Source organism: Streptomyces sp. NRRL B-1347 (assembly GCF_000720325.1).
Taxonomy (GTDB): Bacteria; Actinomycetota; Actinomycetes; order Streptomycetales; family Streptomycetaceae; genus Streptomyces.
The window spans coordinates 21,459-44,809 of sequence record NZ_JOJM01000013.1 but is presented as its reverse complement, the minus strand read 5'-3'; the positions used below and the strand labels follow the sequence as shown (position 1 = coordinate 44,809).

Sequence of the window (23,351 nt, the reverse complement as noted above, 5' to 3'; positions counted from 1 at the left end):
CTCCTACGGCCCCCTGCCGCTTCCTTACTGGAACGCGCGTCAGGGGTTTTTCGTGCGGCACCGGCGACCGCGGCGCGGGGTCCCGGTGCGGCCCCAACCGAAGGGCACCTCGAAATGGCCGGTGCGATACGCGCGTTCGCCGCCGCGCTCGGGCTGTCGCTCGTGTCGGCCGCAGTCGGCGTCGGCCCGGTCCCGGCCGCGCCCGCCGCCGCGGTGGACACCGGGCGCGGCCACGCGGGCTTCTGCAGGAGCGGCGAAGGCGTCACCGTCGTCGTCGACTTCCGGGAACTCGGCGGGACCACCCTCGTGCGGTGCGCCGTCGGCTCCCAGCGGACGGGTCTGGCCGCGCTCAAGGACGCGGGCATCCGGGTCACCGGCACCAACCGCTGGGGCGAGTCCTTCATCTGCCGCCTCGAGGGCAAGCCGGGCGTCGACCGCGAGCCCTGCGTCGACACCCCGCCCGCCAAGGCCTACTGGTCGTACTGGCACGCCTCCGCCGGCGGCCGCTGGACCTACAGCCAGTACGGGGCGACGTACCGCACCCCGCCGAAGGGCAGCTTCGAAGGCTGGTCCTTCTCCCTCAACCGCGACCAGGGCGAGGCCCCGGCGCCGCGCGTGGCGCCCCGGCGGCCCGCGGCTCCCGGCAGCGGCGGCGGAGCGGGCGGCGGGCACACGGGCGGCGGCAAGCCGGGCGGCGGCGCACCGGACCGCGAGACCACGCCCGACACGCCCGGCCGTGTGCCGCCGCCCGCCGGGGGCGGCTCCGGTGACGGCGGCAACGGGGCCCGGCCGCCCGCCGACGGCGGTGGCCTGGCGCCGCCGCCCGGCCACCGGAGCAAGAAGGACGGCGGGAAGGGCGGCAAGGACAAGAAGGAAGAGAAGGGCAAGAAGCCCGAGACGAGCGGGAAGAGCGGGGAGAGCGGGAAGAGCAAGGACGGCGGCAAGAAGAAGAGCGCCGGGCCGTCCCCGGCCGCCCCTTCCGGCCCCGCGCCCACGCCGAGCGAGGCCGCCGACTGGACCGGCGGCGAGGACCAGCGGACCGTGTCGGCGGCCAAGGGCGAAGGGGTGCCCACCGCCACGGTCGTCGGCGCGGCCGCCGCCGTGGCCCTCGCCGTCGCCGGGGGAGTCACGGCCTGGCGCCGCCGCGGCCGCGCGTCGGGCGGTGCGCCGTGACCGGACTCGCCCGGTCGGTCCACCCCGGCGCCTGGTGGCTGTGGGCCCTTGGCATGGCCGCCGCCGCGAGCCGCACCGCCAACCCGGTGCTGCTCGTCCTGATCCTGGCCGCGGTCGGCTTCGTGGTCGCCCAGCGGCGCGACGACGCGCCCTGGGCGCTCGCGTTCCGCATGTACCTCAGCCTCGGCGCGTTCATCGTCGTGATGCGCGTCGTCTTCCGCGTCGTCTTCGGCGGCGGCCAGGGCGACACCGTCCTCTTCACCCTGCCGGAGATCCCGCTGCCCGCGTGGGCCGCCGGAATCCGCCTGCTCGGACCCGTGGCCGCCGAGCAGCTCCTCGGCGGCCTGTACGACGGGCTGCGGCTCGCCACCATGGTGGTGTGCGTCGGCGCGGCCAACGCCCTCGCCAACCCGAAGCGGATGCTCAAGGCGCTGCCCGGCGCGCTCTACGAGATCGGCACCTCCGTCGTCGTCACGCTCACCGTGGCGCCGCAGCTGGTCGAGAGCGTGCAGCGGGTGCGCAGGGCCCGGCTGCTGCGCGGCGGCACCATCAAGAAGGGCTACCGCGGCATCGGCGCGCTGCGCGGCATCGTCATCCCCGTCCTGGAAGACGCCATGAACCGCTCCCTGGCCCTCGCCGCCGCGATGGCCTCGCACGGCTACGGCCGCACCGGCCGCGCCGCCCCGCGCACCCGGCTGCTCACCGGCGCCCTGGTCATCGCCGGGCTGCTCGGCGTGTGCGGCGGCCTGTACGGCGCGATGGGCGCGAGCACGCCGCCCTACCTGGGCACGCCGCTGCTGCTCGCCGGACTCGCCCTGGCCGTGGCCGGGTTCGTGCTCGGCGGGCGCCGCGTCAGGCGCAGCACCTACCGGCCCGACCCGTGGCGCGGGGCCGAGTGGACCGTGGCCGCGTCCGGCCTCGCCGCGGGCGTGCTGATGTACCTCGTCTCGCGCACGGACGCGGCCTCCCTCTACCCCTCCCTCTCGCCGCTGGCCTGGCCCGAGGTGACCGCCCTGCCCGCGCTCGCCGCCCTGGCCGGGGTCCTGCCCGCCTGGCTCGCGCCCGCGCCGCCGCGCGCCGCCCCCCGGCCCCGGGAGGCCGCCGCGTGATCCGCTTCGAACACGTCACCTTCACCTACGCGGACGCTCCCGAACCCGCCCTGCGCGATGTCGACCTGACCGTCGGCGAGGGCGAGCTGTGCCTGGTCACCGGGCGGACCGGGGTCGGCAAGTCGACCCTGCTCGGCGCCGTCAACGGCCTCGTGCCGCACTTCACCGGCGGCCACCTCCAGGGCCGCGTCAGCGTCGGCGGCCTCAGCACGGCCGAGGCGCCGCCGCAGGAGTTCGCCCACGTCGTCGGCGTCGTCGGCCAGGACCCCCTCGCGTCCTTCGTCACCGACACCGTCGAGGAGGAACTCGCGTACGGCATGGAGCAGTTGGCGATCCCCGCCGCCGTGATGCGCAAGCGCGTCGAGGAGACCCTCGACCTGCTGGGCATCGCCGAGCTGCGCCGACGCGCCCTGCGCACCCTCTCCGGCGGTCAGCAGCAGCGCGTCGCCATCGGCTCCGTCCTCACCGCGCACCCCAAGGTCCTGGTCCTGGACGAGCCCACCTCCGCGCTCGACCCCACCGCCGCCGAGGACGTGCTCGCCGCCATCACCCGGCTCGTCCACGACCTCGGCACCACCGTCCTGGTCGCGGAACACCGCGTGGAACGCGTGCTCCAGTACGCCGACCGGCTCGTGCACCTGACCGGCGACGGCCGCGTCCGCGAGGGCGAGCCGGCCGAGCTGATGCGCGAAAGCGACGTCGCGCCGCCCGTCGTCCGCCTGGGGCGGCTCGCCGGGTGGGAGCCGCTGCCGCTCTCGGTGCGCGACGCCCGCCGCGAGGCCGCCGGGCTGCGCACCCGGCTCACCGGCCGCGCCCCGGCCGCCGTGTCCGCGACGCGGGGCGAACCCGCCCTGTCCGCGCGGCGGGTCACCGTCGCGTACGCGGAGACCGTCGCCGTCCGCGAACTGGACCTGGACCTCGCGGGCGGCGAGGTCACCGCCCTCATGGGCCGCAACGGCTCCGGCAAGTCCTCGCTCCTGTGGGCGCTCCAGGGCTCGGGCCCGCGCCGCTCGGGGAAGGTCGACGTGCGCGGCACCGACCCGGGGAAGGTCGCCGCCCGCAAGGCCCGCGCGCTCGTCGGGCTCGTCCCGCAGACCGCGAGCGACCTGCTCTACCTGCACACCGTGGACGCCGAGTGCGCACAGGCCGACCGGGAGTCGGACGCCGCCGACGGCACCTGCCGCGCCCTGCTCGACGCGCTCGCGCCCGGCATCCCCGGCGAACGGCATCCGCGCGACCTGTCGGAAGGGCAGCAACTCGCCCTCGTCCTCGCCGTCCAACTCGCCGCCGCACCCGGCGTCGTCCTCCTCGACGAACCGACGCGCGGCCTCGACTACCACGCCAAGGAAGCCTTCACCGGCGTCATCCGGCGCCTGGCCGCCGAGGGCCGCGCGGTCGTGGTCGCCACCCACGACGTGGAGTTCACCGCGGGCGCGGCCGACCGCGTCGTCGTCATGGCCGAGGGCGAGATCGTCGCCGACGGCCCGACGGCCGACGTGGTCGTCTCATCGCCCGCGTTCGCACCGCAGGTCGCCAAGGTCCTCAGCCCCCAGGAGTGGCTGACGGTGGAGCAGGTACGGACCGCCCTGGAGGCCGTGTGAGCACCGAGAGCCCCACCACGGCGGGCCGTCGCGCGCCCGGCGCCCGGCGGATCCGCGTACCCGTCCTGCCGATCGGGGCGCGCACCGCCACCGTGCTCACCCTGGCGAGCGTCGCGGGGCTCGCCATGTTCTTCTGGCCGCTGTTCGTCGCGCCAGGACCCGAGGGAGTCGCGCACACCGCCGACGCGCCCCTCATCTTCATCCTGACGATGCCGGTGCTGCTCGCCGTCGTCCTCGCCGAGATGTCGTCCGGCGGCATCGACACCAAGGCCCTGGCCATGCTCGGCGTGCTCTCCGCCGTCAACGCCGGGCTCCGGCCGCTCGGCGCGGGCACGGCGGGCATCGAGACCGTGTTCTTCCTGCTGGTCCTCGCGGGCCGGGTGTTCGGGCCCGGCTTCGGGTTCGTGCTCGGCTGCACCTCGCTGTTCGCCTCGGCGCTGCTCACCGCGGGCGTCGGGCCCTGGCTGCCGTTCCAGATGATCGCCTCCGGGTGGATCGGGCTCGGCGCGGGGCTGCTGCCCAAGCGGGTGTCGGGGCGGGCGGAGATCGCGATGCTCGCCGCCTACGGCGTCGTCGTCGCGTACCTCTTCGGCTTCCTCCTGAACATGTGGTTCTGGCCGTTCACGGCGGGCCCCGACACCGACCTGTCGTTCGTGCCGGGCGCGTCCATCGGCGAGAACCTGCACCGCTTCGCCGTCTTCACGCTCGTCACCTCCACCTTCGGCTGGGACACCGGCCGCGCGCTCACCAACCTCGTCGCGATCGTCACGCTCGGCCCCGCGGTCCTCGCCGTGCTGCGCCGCGCCGCACGCCGCGCCGCCTTCGGGGCGCCGGTGACTGTGTCGGCGCCCGCCGCCGAACCCGCCGCGCCGCCGGTGGAGGCCACCCCGTCACCGTCCTCCGCCCCCTCCTCCCACGAACACAAGGAGCCTCGCCATGTCGCTGTCCGTACGGTCGAGAACGGCGGTGGCGATGTCGGTGGCCGCGCTGGCCACGGTGTTGCTGCCGGTCACCGCCCACGCTGAGCCCGCGCGACCGGCGGCGGGCACCGCGCTGGTCCCCAAGGCCCCGGCGAACGCCGCCGCCACCTGGATGTCCTCGAAGCTGACCGACGGCTCGAACTTCAGGGGCGATGCGGGGCTGACCGCCGACATCGTCATGGGCCTGGCCTCGACGGACACCGGAGGTGCCGTGCAGAAGAAGATCACGGACTGGCTGGAGGCCAACGCCAAGACCTACATCGAGAGCCAGGGCGGCCCCGGCACCGTCTTCGCGGGCGGACTCGCCAAGCTCACCCTCGTCGCCGCCATCGAGCACCGTGACCCGAAGGACTTCGGCGGCCAGGACCTGGTGAAGACCCTCACCGAACGCCTGCAGCCGAACGGCCGCTTCACCGACAAGAGCCCCGGGGGTGACGGATCGCAGCAGTTCACCCAGTCGCTCGCGGTCCTGGCGCTCCAGCGCTTCGGCGGTGCGCCCGCGAAGGCCCTCGACTTCCTCGCCGCGTCCCGCTGCGCGGACGGCGGCTACCCGCTGTACTTCAACGCCGCCCCCGACAAGTGCTCCCACATCGACAGCACGGGCCTTGCCGTCCAGGCCCTGCTCGGCTCGGGCCGCACCGCCGCCGCCAAGCCCGCCCTGAACTGGCTGGAGAAGAAGCAGCTGGCCGACGGCGGCTTCCCCGACAGCTTCACGGGCAGCAGCGCGAAGGGCAACTCCAACAGCACCGCCCTGGCCGTCCAGGCGCTCGCGGCCGGCGGGCGCACGGAGGCCGCCGCCAAGGGCGTCGCCTGGCTCAGGTCCCGCCAGGTGAACTGCTCCGCCCCGCAGAAGGACTGGGGCGCGGTCGGCTTCCTCGAACCCAAGGCCGACGGCATGGCGCTGCGCGCCACCGCCCAGGTCGTGCCCGCGCTCGCGGGCAAGTCCCTCGCCCAGGTCGACGCGGCCGACTCCGCCCAGGACCTGGAGGAGATCAGCTGCGTACCGGGCGGCGGTACCCCGGGCGGCGACGGCGGCGGTGACAACGGCGGCGACTCCGGCGGCAACGGCGACGACGGCGGCACGGACGGAGGTGGCGACGGCGACAGCTCCGGTGGTGACAACGGCGGCGGCTCGGACGGCGGCACCGACTCCGGCGGCGGCACCGGCGGCACCGGCGGTGAGGGCGACACCACGACGGGCGGCTCGGACGACGACACGACCGGCGGCGGCAACGCCCCCGCCCCGCAGATCGGTGGCGGCTTCGGCGGCAGCGGCGACGCGGGCGGCTCCGGAGTGCAGCCCGTGGGCAACCCCGGCGGCAGCCTCGCCTCCACCGGCGCCTCCTCTTCGCTGCCGCTCGCGGCCACCGCGGGCGCCCTGCTCGCCGCGGGCGCGACGACCGTCCTGGTGGTGCGGCGCCGCCGCACCACCTCCTGAACCCTCTTCCTCCACATCAGCAACTCCCCATTCACGCAAGGAGACACCATGCGCAAGACCCCCACGCTCTCGCTCGGCCGAAGAGCCGCCCTCGTCGTCAGCGCCCTGGGCCTGGCCCTCGCCGTCACCCCGGTCGCCGACGCGGCGCCCGCGAAGGCGACCGCCAACACGGCCGTCAAGGTCACCCTCACCGTGAAGGGCCCCAACGGCAACGTCTTCAACGGCAGTGTCACCACGAAGGGCCACTCCGTGACCACGGCCGCGGGCGGCACCCACAAGTGCGACGGCACCAACAACGAGGCCAACACCTCGGCGGGCCCCACCCCGACGGCCGCCCTCGACGACGCCGCCAAGAAGCAGGGCTTCACCTGGGACGGCACCTGGTACCCGTCCTTCGACGACTACTTCGTCACCACCATCGGCGGCCACAACGGCGGCAACGCGTACTACTGGAACATCGCCGTCAACGGCGAGGCCACGCAGGTCGGCGGCTGCCAGCTGCACATCAAGGCGGGCGACAAGGTCGCCTTCACCTGGACCAAGATCAACCCCTGATCCGCCGGTGCGGGGCGACGACCGCCGCCGCGGTCGCTCCCGCCGCACGGGCCCGGCGCATCCGCACCGCGCCGGGCCCGTGCCCGCGCCCGTCCCTCACAGCAGCGCGTCCTCGTCGAGCAGGCTCAGCAGATAGCGCCCGTACCCGCTCTTGAGCAACGGGCCGCTCAGCGCGCGCAGCCGCTCGTCGTCGATGTAGCCGCAGCGCCACGCGACCTCCTCCACGCAGCCGATCTTCAGACCCTGGCGCTCCTCGATGACGCGCACGTACTCCGACGCCTGCACCATCGCCGTGAACGTCCCGGTGTCGAGCCAGGCGGTGCCCCGGTCGAGCACCGTCACGGACAGCGCGCCGCGGCGCAGATACGCCTCGTTGACCCCGGTGATCTCCAGCTCGCCGCGCTCGCTCGGGCGCAGCCCCGCGGCGATGTCGACGACGCGGTCGTCGTAGAAGTACAGACCGACGGCGGCGTACCGGGACTTGGGCTTGGCGGGCTTCTCCTCGATGGACAGGGCGGTGCCGTCCGCGCCGATCTCGACGACGCCGTACGCCGTGGGGTCGGCCACGGGGTAGGCGAAGATGCGGCCGCCGTCGGGGGCGGTGTGCTCGCGCAGCTGCACGCCGAAGCTGCGGCCGTGGAAGATGTTGTCCCCGAGGATCAGCGCCACGGGCTCGCCGCCGATGAAGTCGGCGCCGATGAGGAAGGCCTCCGCGATGCCCCCGGGACGGTCCTGCGTCCGGTAGGTGAGCCGCAGGCCGAGGTGCGAGCCGTCGCCGAGCAGCCGCCGGAAGTCGCCCTCGTCCTCGCGCGTGGTGATGACGAGGATCTCGCGGATTCCGGCCAGCATCAGGGTGGACAGCGGGTAATAGACCATGGGTTTGTCGAAGACCGGCATGAGCTGTTTGGAAACCGCTTGGGTGACCGGCCACAGACGGGAACCTGTGCCTCCTGCAAGTATGATTCCGCGCATTGCTGACAGCGGGCCGGCCGTTCTCGCGGACCGGCCCTTTCCTCCCTTCCTGTCGGGCGTCCCCGCCACTCGGGGTCTCTACCGCCGTACCCCTTTCCGTGTGTATCTTTTCTCCATGCGGATTATGGTGACGGGCGGTGCCGGTTTCATCGGGTCAGAATTTGTCCGGTCCATGCTGTTGGCTCCTGGCGCGGCGAGCGACATCCGTATCACCGTCCTGGACAAGCTGACGTACGCCGGAGTGCGGGAGAACCTCGACCCGGTCGCGGGCCATCCCCGGCACACCTTCGTGCACGGGGACATATGTGACGGCGATTTCCTGGACCAGGTCGTGCCGGGGCACGACGCGGTGGTGCACTTCGCCGCCGAGACGCACGTGGACCGGTCCATCACGGGATCCGCCCCGTTCGTCACGACGAACGTCCTCGGTACGCAGCTGCTGCTCGACGCGGCGCGCCGGTACGGCGTCGGCCGGTTCGTGCACGTGTCGACCGACGAGGTCTACGGCTCGATCCCGGTCGGCTCCTGGTCCGAGGAGAGCCCGCTCGCGCCGAACTCGCCGTACGCGGCCACCAAGGCGGGCTCCGAACTGCTCGCGCTCGCCTGCCACCGCACGCACGGCATGGACGTGGTGGTGACCCGCTGCTCGAACAACTACGGGCCGTACCAGTTCCCCGAGAAGGTCATCCCGCTGTTCATCACCCGCCTCCTCGACGGCGACAAGGTGCCGCTCTACGGCGACGGGCAGCACGTCCGCGACTGGCTGCACGTCTCCGACCACTGCCGGGGTGTCGAACTCGCGCTGCGCCACGGCAGGGCCGGCGAGGTCTACCACATCGGCGGCGGCACCGAGCTGACGAACGAGCGGCTGACCGGGCACCTGCTCGCCGCGACCGGCCGCGGCTGGGAGCAGGTCGAGCGCGTCCCCGACCGCAAGGGGCACGACGCGCGGTACTCCCTCGACTGCACCAAGGCCGCCACGGAGCTGGGCTACGCACCGCTCGTCGGCTTCGCGCAGGGCCTCGCCGACACCGTCGCCTGGTACGCGGACAACCGCTCCTGGTGGGAGCCGTTGCAGCGGCGCGCGGCCCTGCGCGCCCCGGCGTAGCCGCAGGTCCGACGCGCCCGCCCGGCCGCTCACGACGGCAGCCGGGCGGGCGGCGCGGCAGCGGCCAGCGTGCCCGCGAGCCCGTCCGCGAGGTCCGTCCGGGCGGTCCAGCCGAGGACCTCGCGGGCGGCCGCCACGTCCAGCCACACGTCCGACCGGTCGAAGCTCCGGGCGGGCTCGCGCCGCACGTCGAGGGCGCGGCCCGCCGCCCGCTCGAAGTGCCGGTGCAGCTCGTCGAGCGAGGTCGGCACGCCGGAGCCGATGTTCAGCGTCGTCGGCCCGGGCCCGGCCCGCAGCCGGTCGGCCTCGCGGTGCACCGCGAGCAGGGCGGCGCACACGTCGTCGACGTGCACGTAGTCCCGCCGGGAGCGGCCGATCAGCGTCAGCGCCCCGCCCGCCCGCACCGCACCGGCCCAGTGCGGGATCACCCCGAACCCCGCGCCCGCCCGCTGCCCGGGCCCGTAGACGTTGGCGAGGCGGAGGATCACCGGGGTCGTCCACTCCGCGCTGGCCAGGGCCCGCTCCTGGGCGAGCTTCACCGCGCCGTAGGCGGAGACCGGCCGCGCCGGGGCGTCCTCCCGGTACGGCGGCTCCGCGTCGGGGTCGTACACGGTCCCGCCCGAGCTCGCGAGGACCACCAGCGGCCGGTGGGCCGCGCCGCGCAGCCCCCACAGCAGCAGCTGGAGGTTCCAGTAGTCCTGGGCGGCGAGCCGGGGTTCGCGCTCCGCCCGCGCGGGCGTCACGCTGCCCGCCACGTAGAAGACCGTGCGCGACCGCAGCAGGGCGCGGTGCACCCGGCCGCCCTGCGCGAAGGGCCGCTGCCGGGTGAAGGCGCACGTCCGCACGCCGGCGGCGGCGAGCGCCTCGCGCAGGTTCCTCCCGATGAACCCGGAACCGCCGACCACGGCGACCTGCGCGGCCGCCGGTGATCCGGCCGCACCGGCTGGGCTCGATTTCATGACGTGGCCCCCACATTCCTTCGAAAACCGTTCCCGGATATCCTTTTCAGGCGCGCCTGATAAACGGCTCCGCTTTGATATCGGGAGCCGGAAATGGCATCTCTTTAATTCTGGCCGCCGGTTGACAGGGCGTCGTGCGGCGCTTAAAAATTGTGCACGCATCCCCCTTTCTCGCGTGCTCTTCACGCGTCCGGCAGCCGTATTGACGAAGGAGGTTCGCCATGCGCGGCGCCATCATTGGATTCGGCACCATCGCCATGGGGCACATGGTCGGCTATTCGCGGGTAGAGGATTTATCCATCGCCGCGGTCGTCGATGTCTCGAAGGAGCGGCGGAGCCATGCGGAGGAATCGTTCGGACTCCCCGCCTACAGCGACTTCGCCAAGCTGGTCGCGAACGAGACCCTCGACTTCGTCGACATCTGTACGCCCCCGAGCAGCCATGCCGAGTACTCGGCCCTCGCCCTCGCGCACGAACTGCACGTCCTGTGCGAGAAGCCCGTCTTCCTGCCCGCCGCGGACGGCTACGCCGGCCAGCTGAGCCGGATCCACGCCAGCGACCGCGTCTACTACCCGTGCCACGTCTACAAGTACGCGCCCGTGCTCGCGGCGATGAAGGAGCGCATCGCCGCACCCGCCTTCGGCAAGGTCGTCGGCGCCCACTTCCGCACCCTGCGCGCCGGACACGCCAAGGGCGTGCCCGACTGGCGGCCGCACTGGCGGCGCGAGCCCGGTACGTCGCACGGCGGCATCCTGCGCGACCACGGCCCGCACAGCGTGTACCTTGCCATGAACCTGACAGGGTTGACCCCGGTGTCGGTCTCCTGCCTCACGGGGCGGCTGCGGGACGGCGGCGCGTACGCCGACACCGAGGACACCGCGCTGCTGCGGCTGCGGTGCGAGGACGGCGTCGAGATCGCGCTGCACCTGTCGTGGGCCGCGGGTCATCGCAGCACCGGATACTCGATCATGGGGACCTCCGGTTCCGTGGTCGTCGACGGTGACGACCTCACCTACGCGGCGGACGGCGTCGTGGTCCGCACGTCCATCGAGTCCGGCTTCGACGACCCCTCCCACCAGGAGTGGTTCCAGCGGATGCTGCTCGACTTCACCGAGGTGGTCGCCGAGCCCGAGCGGGGGCGCGACCTCATCCGCGAGGCGCTGACCACCTCGTTCGTGATCGACGGCGCCTACGCATCGGCCGCCGACGGCGGCCGGTGGGTCGACTGCCGGGTGCCCGACGCGCTTCTGACCCCGGCCTGATGGATCGTCAATTCGCCGCCGGGGAAGGGTGGGTGGTCCCGCGTCGCGGCACGGGACCACCCGCCTCCTAGCCCGCGCGGCGGGCGGCGAACATCGCCCGCACGTGCTGTTCGAGCCCCCGGTCCAGCTCGAAGCCGAGCCACCGCCGGCCGAGCCGCTCGGCGGCGAAACAGGTCGCCCCGCTGCCCGCGAACGGATCGAGGACCAGATCGCCGGGCCGGGTGAGCAGCTCCACGAACAACTCCGGGACCACCGTGGGCCAGCGGTCCACATAGGGGTGCAGTGACGTTTCCGCCAGGGTCTTCTCGTACGCCTGGTCATAGACGCCCGAGGTGTCGAACTCCAGCAGGTTGCCCCGCACGAAGGGCCGTCGCGCCGGCTGCCGCAGTGCCGCGACGTCGTAGTGCACGTCGTGCGTGCGCGCCATGACCCAGATGGGCGTGACGGAGTCCGGGGCCCGTGGCGCGCCGTCCGGCTCCGGGTTGAGCAGCTGCGGGTTGTAGTAGTAGAAGTCCTGCACGAGCCGCCAGCCCGCCTGCGCCAGGGCGTGCACGGCACCGGCGTGCTGCACCGCCTTGCCCGGCGCGTCCGACAGCCAGATGCCGCCCAGCTCGAACGCCACACAGCCGTCCGGGCGCAGCACCCGGTCGAACTGCTCGAAGAACGGCAGGAGCCAGTCGAGGAACACCGCGCCCGCGCGGTCCTCGTCGGCGATCAGCCGCGGGCCCTCGAAGGGCGGCGAACAGACCACCGCGCGAACGCTGCCGTCGGGCACCCCCTCCATCAGCGCGAGGCTGTCGCCCCAGTAGTAGGAGCCGTGCTCGGCCCCCAGCGCGCAGCGGTCTCCCGCCACTGCCGTCGACTCGGTCACCACGGAACCCTCTCCCTTCTCTGTCGTCGTTCCGCACCGGGTGTCGGGGAGCCGCCTCACTCCGAGGCCCAGGCGATCGCGCCCCGCTCCTCGGGGGTGACGGTCTCGCGGCTGTTGGAGTAGCCGCCCAGGTAGTAGCGGAGCGTCGCGCGCCCCGTGCACACCATCGGCTCCCGGCCCTGGACGAGGCGGTAGTAGAGCTTGTCGTCCTCGCTGACCAGGCCGTCGGCGTCGGCTGCGGTGAACTCCTCCTCGAAGGGCACGTCGAGGAGGAGTTCCCGCGCCAGCAGCCAGGCGCTGGTGTCGACGGGCACCTCGTACGTCCCGGGGCGGTCCTTGATGACGTTCGAGCCCGGCACGCAGATGCCCTTGGCCACGTAGTCCGCGTACGTCCGCTCCGCCTCGGCGACGCTGTTCGCCCACGGCCACCGCGGTTCGAGGTAGGGGGCGCCGTCCTTGTCCAGGAGGCCGACCTCGCTGTACACGGCGCGCACGGAGTGGGCGCGGGCCTGGTCGAGCAGGGACTGGAGGTGGTCGGGCGTCCACTCGTTGTCGTCGTCGAGGAAGGCGATCCACGCGGAGCCGGAAAGGCGCACCCCGAGGTTGCGCAGGCGCGACGACCGCCCGGGCCCTGACTTCTCGTGCGGCTCGCGCGGCACGTACCGCACCTCGCAGTGCGGGAACGCGTCCGTCACCTCGCGCAGCGCGGTCAGCGTCTCCTGGCTGTCGTCGATGAGGACGAGGTGGCGCACCGGCACGTCGGTCACCTGGGCGCGGACGCTGCGCATGGCCCGCTGCACGAGGACCGGCCGGTAGCGGGTCAGGGTGACCACGGTGACGCCCTCGACGGGCCCGGCCGCGGCGGGCCGCTCGTTCGACGCCATGTCAGACACCCCCCACCGGCGCGGACAACGACCGGTCCACACAGCCGTCGTCGGCGGTGATGTCGTCCTTGCAGACCTCCAGGAACGGGTAGTCGACCATGTCCTCCAGGCGCTCCGTCACCTGCCAGCCCGCGCGCGGCCGCTCCTGGTGCGGATGCAGCTTGCCGACGCTGCCCAGGCAGTTGCGGCAGGCGCGCAGCGGATCGTCGGCGGTGAGGAAGCGGTGGAGGCGCTCAAGGAAAGCCGGGTCGTCCTCGATCCGCAGCCCGTCGACGTGCGGGTCCCAGCCGCCGTCGCGCAACTGCGGGGGCATGAACACGCTCTGCGGGCAGCGGTAGAGCCAGCCGTCGTACACCGTGTGCGAGTTCCAGAAGTGGGCGAGCTTGCAGGTGTCGAAGACGTCCCGGACCAGGCCCGGCGCGTCCGTGCCCGACTCCGAGTACACCGCGCGGAAGTGCCCGTAGTAGTTGACGAGGAGGGAGACCCCGTGGTCCCGGGCCAGGGCGCGGTACCGCTCCACCTCGTCGGGGGCGAGCATCCGGCTCGGGTAGACCGAGATCTCCAGGGAGTCCACGGCCTGCCAGAAGCGCTCGGGCGCGCGGTGCAGGAGCGTGCCGTTGGTGGCCACGAGGACCGTGTCGGAGATCCCGGTGGCCCGCACCGCCTCGATCAGGCCGACGACGTCCGGGTGCAGCAGCGGCTCACCGCCCATGATCTTCGCGTACGAGGCGTGGTAGCTCCCGGCGAGGACGCTCAGCGTGTCGTGGATCTCCACGGGGTCGGCGTTCTCGCGGCGGTACAGCGGCGAGAGGTGCGCGCAGGACCGGCAGCGCATGTTGCACTGGAGGCTGGCGTTGACCTCGATGCCCTCCGGGTTCCACACCTTGCCTCCGGCCAGGCGGACGCTCATGCCAGGCCCCTCTCCGCGCCGTCCCCGAGCTGGTCGAGGTGGGCGACGACCTTCTCGACGGCGGTCGCGATCGCCGTCACGTCCCGCTCGGTGCCGAGCAGCGCCTGGTGGAGGAAGGCGAAGCAGGTGCGATACGCGGCCGTCGCCGCGGGCAGCTCGAACCGGCCGGGGTCCAGGCCCCGCCGCTCCTCCTCCGAGCCGGGCGTGCGCGGGGACTTGAGCGGCACGTACAGCGGGTTGGCGTTCAGCGGGGTGTCGAGGGTCTCGAAGAACATGTTCAGCTCGGCGGACATCGCGTCCACGACGCGGTCGACGGGCACCGGGCCGAGCAGCTCCGCGTCCAGGCGGATGACGTAGTCGTAGTAGGTGCGCCGGGTCAGGCCCGCAGGCGCGGGCAGCGTCGACACGCCGGGGACGGCGGCGAGCAGCTCCGTGAGGACGGCGGCGTTGCGCTCCCGGTGCGCGCTCTGCTCCTCCAGGAACTCCAGTTGGCTGAGCGCGACCGCCGCGTGGAACTCGGACATGGAGTGGTTGTGGCCCTCGACCGCGCCGACGTCCTCCAGCTCCAACTGGCCCGCGACCGGCCGGGCCGTATAGCGCCTGCCGTTGGCGCGGTACTGCTGGAGCCGGTCGTGCAGCTCGGCCGACGAGGTGAGCACGACGCCGCCCTCGCCGCAGGTGAGCACCTTGGTCTGCTGGAGGCTGAACACCCCGATGGTGCCGAACGTGCCGACCTTGCGGCCCCGCCACTCCGCCCCGTGGGCCTGTGAGCAGTCCTCGATGACGGGGATGCCGGTGCTCTGCGAGAGCTCCTGGAACGCGTCGACGTCGGCGGCCGAGCAGTAGGCGTGCACGACGAGGATCGCCCGGGTCCGGTCGGTGACCGCGGCCTTCGCGGCGTCGGCTGAGATGCTCAGGGTGTGCGGGTCCACGTCCACGAGCACCGGTGTGGCGCCGAGCGCGTGCGCGGCGGAGGCGCAGGCCACCCAGGTCAGGCCCGGCACGATGACCTCCGTGCCGGGGCCGACGCCGAGGGCCTCCATGGCGATGGTGAGCGCGGCCGAGCCGTTCGTCGTCGGCACCGCGTACGGCGTCGTACCGGGCGCCGCGTGGTAGGCGGCGAACGCGTCGGAGAAGCGCCGCTCGAAGCTCGGGGTGCCGGTGTAGATGCCGCTGACCGCCCAACGCCCGGACGTGGCGGCCGCGTTGAGCAGGGTCAGGGTGGAATCGGGCGCCTGTGGCCAGGCCGGCCAGGTGCCGTCGTGGACCGGGGTGCCGCCGAGAAGGGCGAGAGGTGAACTGCGTACCGCTGACATGTCTGTCCCCTTGGTCGTCAGGAACGGGGGTGTGCGGGAGGGGTGCGGGGCGGCGGGCCTGTGGATCAGGCCGGCGCCGAGGACGGGGCCGCGAGGAGCTCCCGGCGGGCCGCCTCCACCTCGTGCAGCAGCTCCACGGCGCGCGACGGCTCCCGCAGGAACGTGACGAACGCGGCCATGCCGGTGTCCGAGAGCTCCCAGGTGGTGTCGAGGTCGTAGAACTGCCCCAGGTGGTCGGCGTTCCGGACGATCTCCATGCCCTTGGCGACGTGCCGGCCGCCCCGGGCCACGTCGACGTCGGTGCGGGTCGGCAGCGTGGTCAGCCGCTCGATCGTCAGCTGTTGCACCTCGCGCGAGCCGAGGTGGGCGAGGAACGCGGTGGCCTCGTCGGGCGCCTCGCTGGTCCCGGCCACGAAGTAGCCGTCGACCGGGGTGTCCTCGCCGACGGGCAGCCCCGGGTCGATCAGGGGGAAGCGGAAGAAGTCGATGTCCGGCTCGCCGGGCGGGGTGTACTCGTCGGTCGCGTAGGCACCGACGAGCGTCATGCCCGCCTCGCCGCGCAGCACCGCCGCGACCGCCTCCTCCTCGTCGTACGCCGCGGGGTCGCCGAGGAACCAGCCGTCCTCCACGAGGCGCTGCCAGAACGCGAACACCTCGGTCACGCGGTGGTCCGTGTACGGCACGCGCAGCGCCATCAGGTCCTGGTGGAACGCGGGCCCGTTCAGGCGCATGTCGAGGTAGTCGAACCAGGCGGCGGCCGGGCAGCGGTGGCGGGCGCCGAGGGAGAACGGGGTGACGCCCGCGCGGCGCAGCACGGCGCACGCCTCCGTGAGGTCCTGCCACGTCTCGACCGGGGTGCGGATGCCGAGCTCGGCGAAGACCGAGGGGCGGTAGTACACGGCCCACCAGTAGTGCGAGGTCGGCAGGAAGGACGAAGGGCCCATGCCGCCGGTCATGGCGCGGAACCGAGGCAGGTACACGTCGGCGAAGCCCTCCGCCCGCCACATCGCGGAGATGTCGAGCATCAGCCCCTGGTCCACCAGGGAGCGCATGCGGTTGCCCGCGAACCAGGTCATGACGTCCGGCGGGCTGCCGCCGGTCAGCCCGGCGTGCAGGCGGTCGCGCAGCTCCTCGTGGTCCAGGACCGACAGGCTGACGGGGGAGCCGGGCCGCCGCTCGTTCCAGCGGGCGACGACCTCGTCCGCGAAGCCGCGCATCAGGGGGGAGGTGTGGTCGGTGAGGAAGCTCAGGGGCATGTGGGACTCCTCAGGGCAGGGAAGGACCGGAGGCGGCGGCGGACGCGGCGCTGAGGACGCGGCGGAAGACGTCGACCGCGGCGGCCGCCTCGGGCCCGAAGTCGCCGAACTCGTCCTCGATGGTGAGCCCGCCCCGGTGCCCCGCGGCGAGCAGGGCCGTCACGAACTCCCGCTGCGCGCCCTCCTGGAAGTCGCCGCTGCCGCGCGGCACGGACGAGGTGTGCGCGTGCCCGATGGCCGGTCCCGCGGCGGCCACCTCGTCGGCGATCGGCAGCTGCTCGCTCATGATGTGGAAGCAGTCGGCGGTGATCCGCACGTCCACCTCGGTGAGGCCGCCGACGACCGCCCGCGCCTCGGCGCAGGAGTTCACGAAGTTGGTCTCCGTACGGTTCAGGGGTTCGAGGGCGAGCGTCATGCCGTGCCGGGCGCACACCTGGTGCGCCCGCACCAGGAACTCCCTGAACTGCCGCAGCGCCTGGCCGGACGAGTAGCCGGGCGGGATGCCGCGGGCCTGCCCGCTGCCGAGCACGACCGTGCGCACGCCGAGCGCGGCGCCCCGCTCGCACAGGTCGCCGAACACCTTCAGGGCCGCCGCGTGGTCGGCGTCCGGGCCCACGACCCGGCACTTGAAGCGGCGCGGCAGCGGGGACGTCATGGCCTTGAAGGGCAGGCCCGCCGCGTGCAGCCGGTCGCACAGGGCGGCGAACTCACCGCGTTCGACACACAGCATGTCTCCTTTGATCTCCAGGTAGTCCAGGGGGAGGCGGGCGGCTCGCTCGGCCTCCGGGGCGCTGCGCACCACGCACCCGAGTTCCATGGCGCTCCTCATTTCTGCGTCTGCGTCTGCGTTTGCGTTGGCGTCTGCGTTGGCGCCTGCGTCTACGGCTGGGCCGACCGGAGCGACCGCATCGACCGGAAGACCGACTCGAAGGCCGCGAGCCCCTCGTCGAGGTGGTCCGCAGGGATGCTCAGTGGGGGGTAGATCCGGATCCTGCTGTCGTACGCCATGGCCAGGACGCCCTCGGCGAGGAGGTCCTGGAAGATCCGGCGGGTGACGTCCTTGGGCAGCGGCCGCCGGGTGCCGGGCTCGACGAGCTCCACGCCGATCATGAGGCCCACGTTCGCGGCGTTGCCCACGAACGGGAACTCCTCCTTCCAGGAGGCCAGTCGGCGCGCCACCGTCCCGCCGAGCACTCCGGCCCGTTCCGGCAGCCGCTCGTCGAGCAGGATCCGCAGGGTGGCCAGGGCGGCGGCGCTGGCCAGCGGGTTGCCGCCGAAGGTGGAGGCGGCCGCGCTCGGCTGGCCGAAGGAGGTGCCCTCGACCAGCTCCGCCCGGCTGACGATCGCGCTCGCCGGGACGCCCGACGCCATCGCCTTGCCGAGCACGACGACGTCCGGGCGGACCTCGGGATCCTGCTCGAAGGCGAACAGGGAGCCGGTCCTGCCGAAGCCGGTGATGACCTCGTCCAGGATCAGCAGCGCTCCGTGCCGGTCCGCGAGGCGGCGCACGGCCCGCAGATATCCGGCGGGCGGGATGATGTTGCCGTTCGTGCCCTGCACCGGCTCCACGATGATCGCGGCGATGTCCCCGACCGAGCCGTTCTCGATGGACTGCTCGGCGAGGTCCACGCAAGCCTGGCCGCAGCTGCTGTGCTCCAGCTGGAGCGGGCAGCGGTAGCAGTAGGCGTACGGCACCTGGTGGGAGCCCGGCGGGAACGGCCCGGAGCGGTGCTTGCGGGGCCCGCCGTGCAGGCTCAGGGCGCCCTGGGTCTTGCCGTGGAAGCCGCCCCAGAAGCTGACGACCTCGTGCTTGCCGGTGGCGGCCCGGGCGAGCTTCACGGCGGCCTCGACCGCCTCGCTGCCGGTCGAGAACATGTGTATCTTGCCCAGGCGCTCGGGGAGTTGGGCGGCGAGGAGCTCGTAGTAGCGCGAGCGCGCGTCGGTGTAGAACGTGCCGACGGCGCACGCACTGAGCTGCTCCCCGACCTCGGCCAGGAACCTGGGGTGGGCGTGCCCGATGTTGCACACGCCCACGCCGGTGAAGAAGTCGATGTACCGCTTGCCGTCCTTGTCCCACACCTCGGCGTTGCGCGCGCGGTCCACGACGAGACCGGACAGGTCCGTCATGGACTGCCCGCCCGGCAGGCGGTGGCTGCGCTCGAGCTCGATGGTGTGGTGGGTCGACGCGGGCATGGCGGTGGTGCTCATGCTTCCTTAGGCCTTTCTGCCGCGATTGCGTCAGCTTCGCATTGCCTCTCGTGTTCCTTCTTTACGTTCCTTTGAAGTTCTGTGTGGCGGGAGAAGGCAATGCCTCAGCGGCTTTTGCCCGCTTCTCCGCCGAGCCCTTCGGGTGCGCTCCTCGCGAAGGCGCGCTGGAGCACGGCGATGTCCTCCCTCGCGTCCCGTACGTCGGTGAGCGGCGGTGTACCGTCCACGACGCAGGAATGGAAAGCCTTCAGTTCCTCGTGGAACGCCTCGTCGTACGAGACCTGGATCCGCCGTTCCACCAGGGCGCCGTCCTCCATGTGCTGGGCGACGACCGGGGTGGGCCAGTGTTTGAGGAAAGGCGAGGGGAACTGAATGCGTACCCGCTGGGTGGCGGAAAGCACCGCGATCTCTTCGAAGTAGTCGCGGACGTCGTCGAGATAGGTCCAGGTGTAGGCGGTCCGCAGGCCGCCCGGATGCGACAGGACCGTCGTCACGGACGGGAAGCGGGAGTCCCGCGGCCAGATCTCCGTGAACAGCACGCCGTCCGGCTCTCCCAGCAGGGCCCGCAGCGCGTTGACGTCGTGCACCATGCTGCCCAGGAACACGTCGTGGTAGACGAAGCGCAGGGCGTCAGGGACCGCGCCGACCGCCTCGTCGAGCAGCTCCTCCTGGGCCCGGCGCAGCTCCCGCGCGACCTGGTCCGGCACGTCGTCGAAGCGGCGCACGCCGTGCATGGCGATGTACTGCTCCTCGCTGGGGTGCAGCGTGTTGATCTGCGCGTATCGGGGCTCATCGATGGCGCTGACCAGCTGTTTCCCATGGAGGAAGCCGGGGTCGAAGCGCTTCATGTAGGCCACCATGAGGCGTACTCCGGCCCGGGAGACGGCCGCTTCGATCTCGTCGGCCTCGCGGAGCGTGAAGCACAGCGGCTTCTCCACCAGGACGTGCTTGCCCGCCTCGGCGGCGGCGAGGACCTGCGGGGCGTGACTGCCGCCGCTCAGCACGAGGACGGCGTCCACCTCGGTGTCGAGCAGCGCGCGGTAGTCCGTGAAGCGGCGCCCCGGCGGCACCCCGTACCGATCGCCGACGGCGTCGAGGAGGCCGGGGGAGAGGTCGCTGAGCGCGGTGATCTCGAACTGGTCGGAGAGGCTCTGCAGATAGGGCAGATGCATGATCTGGGCGACGGTTCCGCAACCGATGACGCCCACGCGGACACGTTCTTTCTGCACGGCACCAACTTCTCTCGGAAGGAGCGGAGCGGCGGACCGGAACAGGGAGAGCAGGGCAGCGCAAGGAGCCCGGTCCTGCCTTCCCGGAAAGGGGTGAACTCATCGGCGCTGCGCGCACGACGGAAAACAGTCGATGACGCCGACGGGTCTACGTCACCGATACAGCTGGGCGGAATTCCACAAAGGTCTCCTCTGTGCCCGGACATCGTTCGGCTTGCTGAACCTGACTCAAATCCCCCGTGCTCGGAACGGCCCCAAGGCACGTACACGGCAGGCGAGTTCCCGCGTGCCGAGAAAACCCGGCACAGCTCACACCCTTGGAACGACTTGGTGGTACCTTTACATAATCGCGTGTACACCACAAGGGGGTTGCCCATGTCTGTGGCACATGCCGAGGGCGGTGCCGCGTTACTCCGGCTCGCCGTCACGGCCGCCCGCCGGGCCGGTGAGTTGCTGCTCGAAGGGGCCGCGGCGGGACTGCCCGAGGTCCGCACCAAATCGTCGGTCACGGACCTGGTGACCGCCTTCGACCGCAGGAGCGAGGCGCTCGTCGTCGAGGTCCTCACCGCGGCCCGGCCCGACGACGGCATCCTGGGGGAGGAGGGCGGCGAGCGCCCGGGCGGCTCCGGCGTGCGCTGGGTGATCGACCCCCTGGACGGCACCGCGAACTTCGTCAGCGGATATCCGGCGTTCGTCGTGTCCGTCGCCGCCGAGCGCGACGGCCGCACCGAGGTGGGGGTCGTGCACGACCCGTCCCGCCGGGAGACGTTCACCGCGATCCGCGGCCGGGGAGCCGCCCGCGACGGCCGACCGCTGACCGCGTCCGGCGCCGAGCGGCTCGAACAGGCCCTGGTCTCCACGGGATTCAGCAGCGATCCGGCGGCCCGCGCCCGCCAGGCGGCCCTCGCCGCCCGCGTGGTGTCCCACGTCCGGGACATCCGCAGCAGCGGCTCCGCCGCCCTCGACCTGTGCTGGGTGGCGGCCGGCCGCCTCGACGCCTACTACGAAACCGGCACGCGTCTGTGGGACCGCGCGGCCGGGGCGCTGATCGCCGAGGAGGCCGGGGCCTGGGTCGGCGGCGGCGCGGCCGGACGGCCGCCCGGCGACGCGCTGACGATCGCCTGTGCCCCGAAGGTGGCCGCCGAACTGCGCGCCCTGGTAGGTCATGCCTGACCCGGTGGAGACCCCGGCCGCCGCTGCCCCGACGGCGCCGGACCCGGGTGCCGAGCGGGTCGTGCGGCGCGGCTTCCGGCTGCTCGTCGGCTCCCACCTGCTCAACGAGACCGGGGCGGCGGCGACCCTCGTCGTGCTGCCGCTGACCGCGGTCCTCGCCCTTGACGCCTCGGCCTGGCAGACCGCCCTGATCGAAAGCGCCTACTTCTCCGCCTACTTGGTGCTCGGCCTTCCCGCGGGCGCCCTGGTCGAGCGGATGCGCCCGCGCCGCGTCATGATCGGCGCCGACGTGGTCCGCTGTGCGGCCCTCGCGTCGCTGCCGCTCGCCTGGGCGGCCGACGGGCTCTCCCTGCCGCTGGTCTACGCGGTGGCGCTGCTGCTCGGCTGCGCGCAGCTGTTCGGCGACATCGCCGACCACAGCTATCTGCCGCACCTGCTGCGCCACGAGCAGCTCGTCCAGGGCAACAGCACCCTCCAACTCGTCAGATCAGGAGCCGAGTTGGGCGGACCGGGGCTCGGCGGGCTCTCCGTGCAGTGGCTCGGCGCGTACTGGGCGCTCGCGGCGAACGCCGTGGGCTCGGCCGTCTCGGCGGTGCTGCTGTGGCGGATCAAGGTGCCCGAGCCCGAGCCGCCCGCGCTCGCGCACGGCCTGGCCCGGCAGACCTGGGAAGGGCTGCGCTTCGTGCGCCACCAGCCGGTCCTGCGCATGTTCGCGGTCTCCGCCGGCCTCAACAACCTCGTCTTCTCCGCCGCCTTCGCGCTCGACGTGGTGTTCCTGAGCAAGGTCGTCGGCGTCCCGGCCGGGCTCGTCGGCGTGCTCCTCGCGTCGGGCGCGGTGGGCGCGCTCGCCGGGGCCTGGCTGACGCCGCGCCTGGCCCGCCGCTTCGGCGACGCCCGCACCGCGCTGCTCGCGGTGCCCGTCGCCGCCCCGTTCCTGCTGCTCGCGCCGCTGACCCAGGACGACTGGCGGGTGCTGCTCTTCGCCTTCGCCCACATCGCCATCAGCGTCGGCGTCACCGTCTTCAACATCCTCCAGGTCACCTACCGGCAGCGGGTGTGCCCGGCGGGCATGCTCAGCCGGGTGTCGGCGATCTTCCGCTTCGCGGTGTGGGGCGCCGCGCCCCTGGGAGCCCTCGCGGGCGGCGCCCTCGCCGCGCACCTCGGCGTCCGGGCGGCGCTGTGGACGCTCGCCGTGGCGCTGCTCGCCGTCGCACCGCTGCTGCTCTGCTCCCCACTGCGCCGGACGCGGGACTTCGACGTCAACTTCCCCACTACGCCCTCCAGTTGCTAGCGTGGAGCTATGCAGAATCTTCCTGAAAAGTTCGATGAAACACGCCTATGGGAAGCTTTGAGGGGATTCGGCGTGTCTCCGTCGCGCGTCACCTACGCCCCGGTCGGATTCGGGGACTACCACTGGACGGTGACCGACGAGGACGGCCGGCCCTGGTTCGCCACCGTCTCCGACCTGGAGCACAAGGAGCACTGCGGGCAGGGCGCGGTGGCCGCGCTCAAGGGGCTCCGGCAGGCCATGGACACCGCGCTGACCCTGCGGGAGCGCGACGGACTGCGGTTCGTCGTGGCACCGGTGGCCGCCGCCGACGGCGGTGCGGTCCTGCCCCTGGACGCCCGGTACGCACTCACGGTGTTCCCCCACGTCCCGGGCCGCGCGGGGGAGTTCGGGCAGCGCCTGTCGGAGGCCGAGCGGGACCAGGTGCTCGCCCTGCTCGCGGAGCTGCACGGCAGGACACCCCCGGAGACCACACCGCCCGCCACCGCGGAGCCCCCCGGTCTGCACGGCATCCACGAGGCCCTCGCCGCGTCGGAAGGGCCCTGGCCGGGCGGCCCGTTCGCCGAGCCCGCGCGGCAGCTGCTGCGCGAGCACGAGGCGACGCTCCGCGCGCGCCTCGCCGAGTTCGAGGCCCTCGTCGCGCGGGTGCGGGGCCGGGGCGCGCCCCTCGTCGTCACCCACGGCGAGCCGCATCCGGGCAACCTCATCCAGGGCGAGGAGGGCTATCTCCTCGTGGACTGGGACACGGTGGGCCTCGCCCTGCCCGAGCGCGACCTCTCCCTGATCTCCGCCGATCCGGCGGCCCTCGCCCGCTACACCGAGCTGACCGGACGCACCCCGGACCCGGACGCCCTCGCGCTCTACCGGCTGCGGTGGAGCCTGCTCGACGTGGCGGAGTTCGTGGAGTGGTTCCGCGGCGAGCACCAGCGCTCCGAGGACACCGAGTCCGCGTGGAAGAGCTTCACGGGCACGCTGGACCACCTGGCGGGAAGGACGGACGCCTGACCTCAAGGCCCTGGTCCGCACACCCCGGCCCCGCTTCGTACGAAGTACGGAGAA

At 72.9% G+C, this 23,351-nt stretch carries 21 protein-coding genes; 11 read left to right on the top strand and 10 right to left on the bottom strand.

What is annotated here, in order from left to right:
• Positions 1–114: 114 nt before the first annotated feature.
• The 6 genes from IG74_RS0114100 to IG74_RS0114070 are packed head-to-tail and all read left to right on the top strand — an operon-like array spanning position 115 to position 6,856.
• Positions 115–1,173 (top strand): hypothetical protein, encoded by a 1,059-nt coding sequence (locus tag IG74_RS0114100; RefSeq protein ID WP_030675375.1) that lies wholly within the window; start codon positions 115–117, stop codon positions 1,171–1,173.
• Entirely contained in the window at positions 1,170–2,282 is a 1,113-nt protein-coding gene (locus tag IG74_RS0114095; protein WP_030675372.1) for a CbiQ family ECF transporter T component, read from the top strand. Before IG74_RS0114100 ends, IG74_RS0114095 begins: the two co-directional genes overlap by 4 nt.
• Positions 2,279–3,883 (top strand): ABC transporter ATP-binding protein, encoded by a 1,605-nt coding sequence (locus tag IG74_RS0114090; protein WP_030675369.1) that lies wholly within the window; start codon positions 2,279–2,281, stop codon positions 3,881–3,883. Before IG74_RS0114095 ends, IG74_RS0114090 begins: the two co-directional genes overlap by 4 nt.
• Positions 3,880–4,908, top strand: coding sequence for an ECF transporter S component (locus IG74_RS0114085; RefSeq protein ID WP_420709891.1), 1,029 nt, complete (start codon positions 3,880–3,882; stop codon positions 4,906–4,908). Before IG74_RS0114090 ends, IG74_RS0114085 begins: the two co-directional genes overlap by 4 nt.
• A complete protein-coding gene (locus IG74_RS47925) occupies positions 4,820–6,301 on the top strand; it encodes a prenyltransferase/squalene oxidase repeat-containing protein (protein ID WP_158857617.1) in 1,482 nt (493 codons plus the stop codon). Before IG74_RS0114085 ends, IG74_RS47925 begins: the two co-directional genes overlap by 89 nt.
• Before the next feature lie 48 nt (positions 6,302–6,349).
• Positions 6,350–6,856: a DUF4430 domain-containing protein gene (locus tag IG74_RS0114070; RefSeq protein WP_030675361.1), complete on the top strand. Its 507-nt coding sequence runs from the start codon at positions 6,350–6,352 to the stop codon at positions 6,854–6,856.
• 96 nt (positions 6,857–6,952) lie between these two features.
• On the opposite strand, the gene rfbA is transcribed toward IG74_RS0114070, so the two are convergent.
• A complete protein-coding gene (gene rfbA / locus IG74_RS0114065) occupies positions 6,953–7,828 on the bottom strand; it encodes a glucose-1-phosphate thymidylyltransferase RfbA (RefSeq protein WP_030675359.1) in 876 nt (291 codons plus the stop codon).
• A gap of 115 nt (positions 7,829–7,943) precedes the next feature.
• Between rfbA and rfbB the strand changes: the two genes are divergently transcribed.
• Positions 7,944–8,936: a dTDP-glucose 4,6-dehydratase gene (gene rfbB / locus IG74_RS0114060; protein WP_030675357.1), complete on the top strand. Its 993-nt coding sequence runs from the start codon at positions 7,944–7,946 to the stop codon at positions 8,934–8,936.
• 29 nt (positions 8,937–8,965) lie between these two features.
• Here rfbB and IG74_RS0114055 read toward each other — a convergent pair whose 3' ends face one another.
• On the bottom strand, positions 8,966–9,895 hold the full coding sequence (locus IG74_RS0114055) for an NAD-dependent epimerase/dehydratase family protein (protein WP_051854883.1): 930 nt from the start codon (positions 9,893–9,895) through the stop codon (positions 8,966–8,968).
• Between the two features lie 221 nt (positions 9,896–10,116).
• Between IG74_RS0114055 and IG74_RS0114050 the strand changes: the two genes are divergently transcribed.
• Entirely contained in the window at positions 10,117–11,157 is a 1,041-nt protein-coding gene (locus IG74_RS0114050; RefSeq protein WP_030675353.1) for a Gfo/Idh/MocA family protein, read from the top strand.
• Positions 11,158–11,224: 67 nt separating this feature from the next.
• Here the strand turns inward: IG74_RS0114050 and IG74_RS47920 are convergent, their stop codons facing one another.
• The 8 genes from IG74_RS47920 to IG74_RS0114010 all read right to left on the bottom strand — a co-directional run bounded on the left by IG74_RS47920 (position 11,225) and on the right by IG74_RS0114010 (position 19,831).
• Positions 11,225–12,028 (bottom strand): DNA-methyltransferase, encoded by an 804-nt coding sequence (locus IG74_RS47920; RefSeq protein WP_158857615.1) that lies wholly within the window; start codon positions 12,026–12,028, stop codon positions 11,225–11,227.
• 56 nt (positions 12,029–12,084) lie between these two features.
• Positions 12,085–12,912: a glycosyltransferase family 2 protein gene (locus IG74_RS0114040; RefSeq protein WP_051854881.1), complete on the bottom strand. Its 828-nt coding sequence runs from the start codon at positions 12,910–12,912 to the stop codon at positions 12,085–12,087.
• A 1-nt stretch (position 12,913) separates the two neighbouring features.
• Entirely contained in the window at positions 12,914–13,822 is a 909-nt protein-coding gene (locus IG74_RS0114035; protein WP_030675348.1) for a radical SAM protein, read from the bottom strand.
• Entirely contained in the window at positions 13,819–15,138 is a 1,320-nt protein-coding gene (locus IG74_RS0114030) for a DegT/DnrJ/EryC1/StrS family aminotransferase (protein WP_030675345.1), read from the bottom strand. Before IG74_RS0114030 ends, IG74_RS0114035 begins: the two co-directional genes overlap by 4 nt.
• Positions 15,139–15,203: 65 nt before the next feature.
• A complete protein-coding gene (locus IG74_RS0114025) occupies positions 15,204–16,394 on the bottom strand; it encodes an ABC transporter substrate-binding protein (RefSeq protein WP_051854880.1) in 1,191 nt (396 codons plus the stop codon).
• 10 nt (positions 16,395–16,404) lie between these two features.
• On the bottom strand, positions 16,405–17,211 hold the full coding sequence (locus tag IG74_RS47915) for a sugar phosphate isomerase/epimerase family protein (RefSeq protein WP_051854879.1): 807 nt from the start codon (positions 17,209–17,211) through the stop codon (positions 16,405–16,407).
• Positions 17,212–17,273: 62 nt separating this feature from the next.
• The gene (locus IG74_RS0114015; RefSeq protein WP_051854878.1) at positions 17,274–18,602 is read right to left on the bottom strand and encodes an aspartate aminotransferase family protein; all 1,329 of its coding nucleotides are present in this window, start codon (positions 18,600–18,602) and stop codon (positions 17,274–17,276) included.
• Positions 18,603–18,706: 104 nt separating this feature from the next.
• Positions 18,707–19,831 carry a Gfo/Idh/MocA family protein gene (locus tag IG74_RS0114010; protein ID WP_063761248.1) on the bottom strand — a complete coding sequence of 375 codons (1,125 nt, stop codon included), beginning with the start codon at positions 19,829–19,831 and terminating at the stop codon, positions 18,707–18,709.
• A gap of 375 nt (positions 19,832–20,206) precedes the next feature.
• On the opposite strand from IG74_RS0114010, the gene IG74_RS0114005 reads away from it, so the two are divergent.
• The 3 genes from IG74_RS0114005 to IG74_RS0113995 all read left to right on the top strand — a co-directional run bounded on the left by IG74_RS0114005 (position 20,207) and on the right by IG74_RS0113995 (position 23,297).
• A complete protein-coding gene (locus tag IG74_RS0114005; protein WP_030675334.1) occupies positions 20,207–21,004 on the top strand; it encodes an inositol monophosphatase family protein in 798 nt (265 codons plus the stop codon).
• Positions 20,997–22,295: an MFS transporter gene (locus IG74_RS0114000; protein ID WP_051854876.1), complete on the top strand. Its 1,299-nt coding sequence runs from the start codon at positions 20,997–20,999 to the stop codon at positions 22,293–22,295. The genes IG74_RS0114005 and IG74_RS0114000 overlap by 8 nt, the downstream gene beginning before the upstream one ends.
• A gap of 72 nt (positions 22,296–22,367) precedes the next feature.
• Entirely contained in the window at positions 22,368–23,297 is a 930-nt protein-coding gene (locus IG74_RS0113995; protein WP_234334333.1) for a phosphotransferase, read from the top strand.
• The last annotated feature ends 54 nt before the right edge of the window (positions 23,298–23,351 follow it).

Coding starts and splice junctions, on each gene's coding strand:
- IG74_RS0114055 (WP_051854883.1), bottom strand. CDS start 9,895: ATGAAATCGAGCCCAGCCGGTGCGGCCGGATCACCGGCGGCCGCGCAG.
- IG74_RS0114030 (WP_030675345.1), bottom strand. CDS start 15,138: ATGTCAGCGGTACGCAGTTCACCTCTCGCCCTTCTCGGCGGCACCCCG.
- rfbB (WP_030675357.1), top strand. CDS start 7,944: ATGCGGATTATGGTGACGGGCGGTGCCGGTTTCATCGGGTCAGAATTT.
- IG74_RS0114100 (WP_030675375.1), top strand. CDS start 115: ATGGCCGGTGCGATACGCGCGTTCGCCGCCGCGCTCGGGCTGTCGCTC.
- IG74_RS0114005 (WP_030675334.1), top strand. CDS start 20,207: ATGTCTGTGGCACATGCCGAGGGCGGTGCCGCGTTACTCCGGCTCGCC.
- IG74_RS0114050 (WP_030675353.1), top strand. CDS start 10,117: ATGCGCGGCGCCATCATTGGATTCGGCACCATCGCCATGGGGCACATG.
- IG74_RS0114035 (WP_030675348.1), bottom strand. CDS start 13,822: ATGAGCGTCCGCCTGGCCGGAGGCAAGGTGTGGAACCCGGAGGGCATC.
- IG74_RS47925 (WP_158857617.1), top strand. CDS start 4,820: ATGTCGCTGTCCGTACGGTCGAGAACGGCGGTGGCGATGTCGGTGGCC.
- IG74_RS0114015 (WP_051854878.1), bottom strand. CDS start 18,602: ATGAGCACCACCGCCATGCCCGCGTCGACCCACCACACCATCGAGCTC.
- rfbA (WP_030675359.1), bottom strand. CDS start 7,828: ATGCGCGGAATCATACTTGCAGGAGGCACAGGTTCCCGTCTGTGGCCG.
- IG74_RS0114070 (WP_030675361.1), top strand. CDS start 6,350: ATGCGCAAGACCCCCACGCTCTCGCTCGGCCGAAGAGCCGCCCTCGTC.
- IG74_RS0114025 (WP_051854880.1), bottom strand. CDS start 16,394: ATGCCCCTGAGCTTCCTCACCGACCACACCTCCCCCCTGATGCGCGGC.
- IG74_RS47915 (WP_051854879.1), bottom strand. CDS start 17,211: ATGGAACTCGGGTGCGTGGTGCGCAGCGCCCCGGAGGCCGAGCGAGCC.
- IG74_RS0114040 (WP_051854881.1), bottom strand. CDS start 12,912: ATGGCGTCGAACGAGCGGCCCGCCGCGGCCGGGCCCGTCGAGGGCGTC.
- IG74_RS0114000 (WP_051854876.1), top strand. CDS start 20,997: ATGCCTGACCCGGTGGAGACCCCGGCCGCCGCTGCCCCGACGGCGCCG.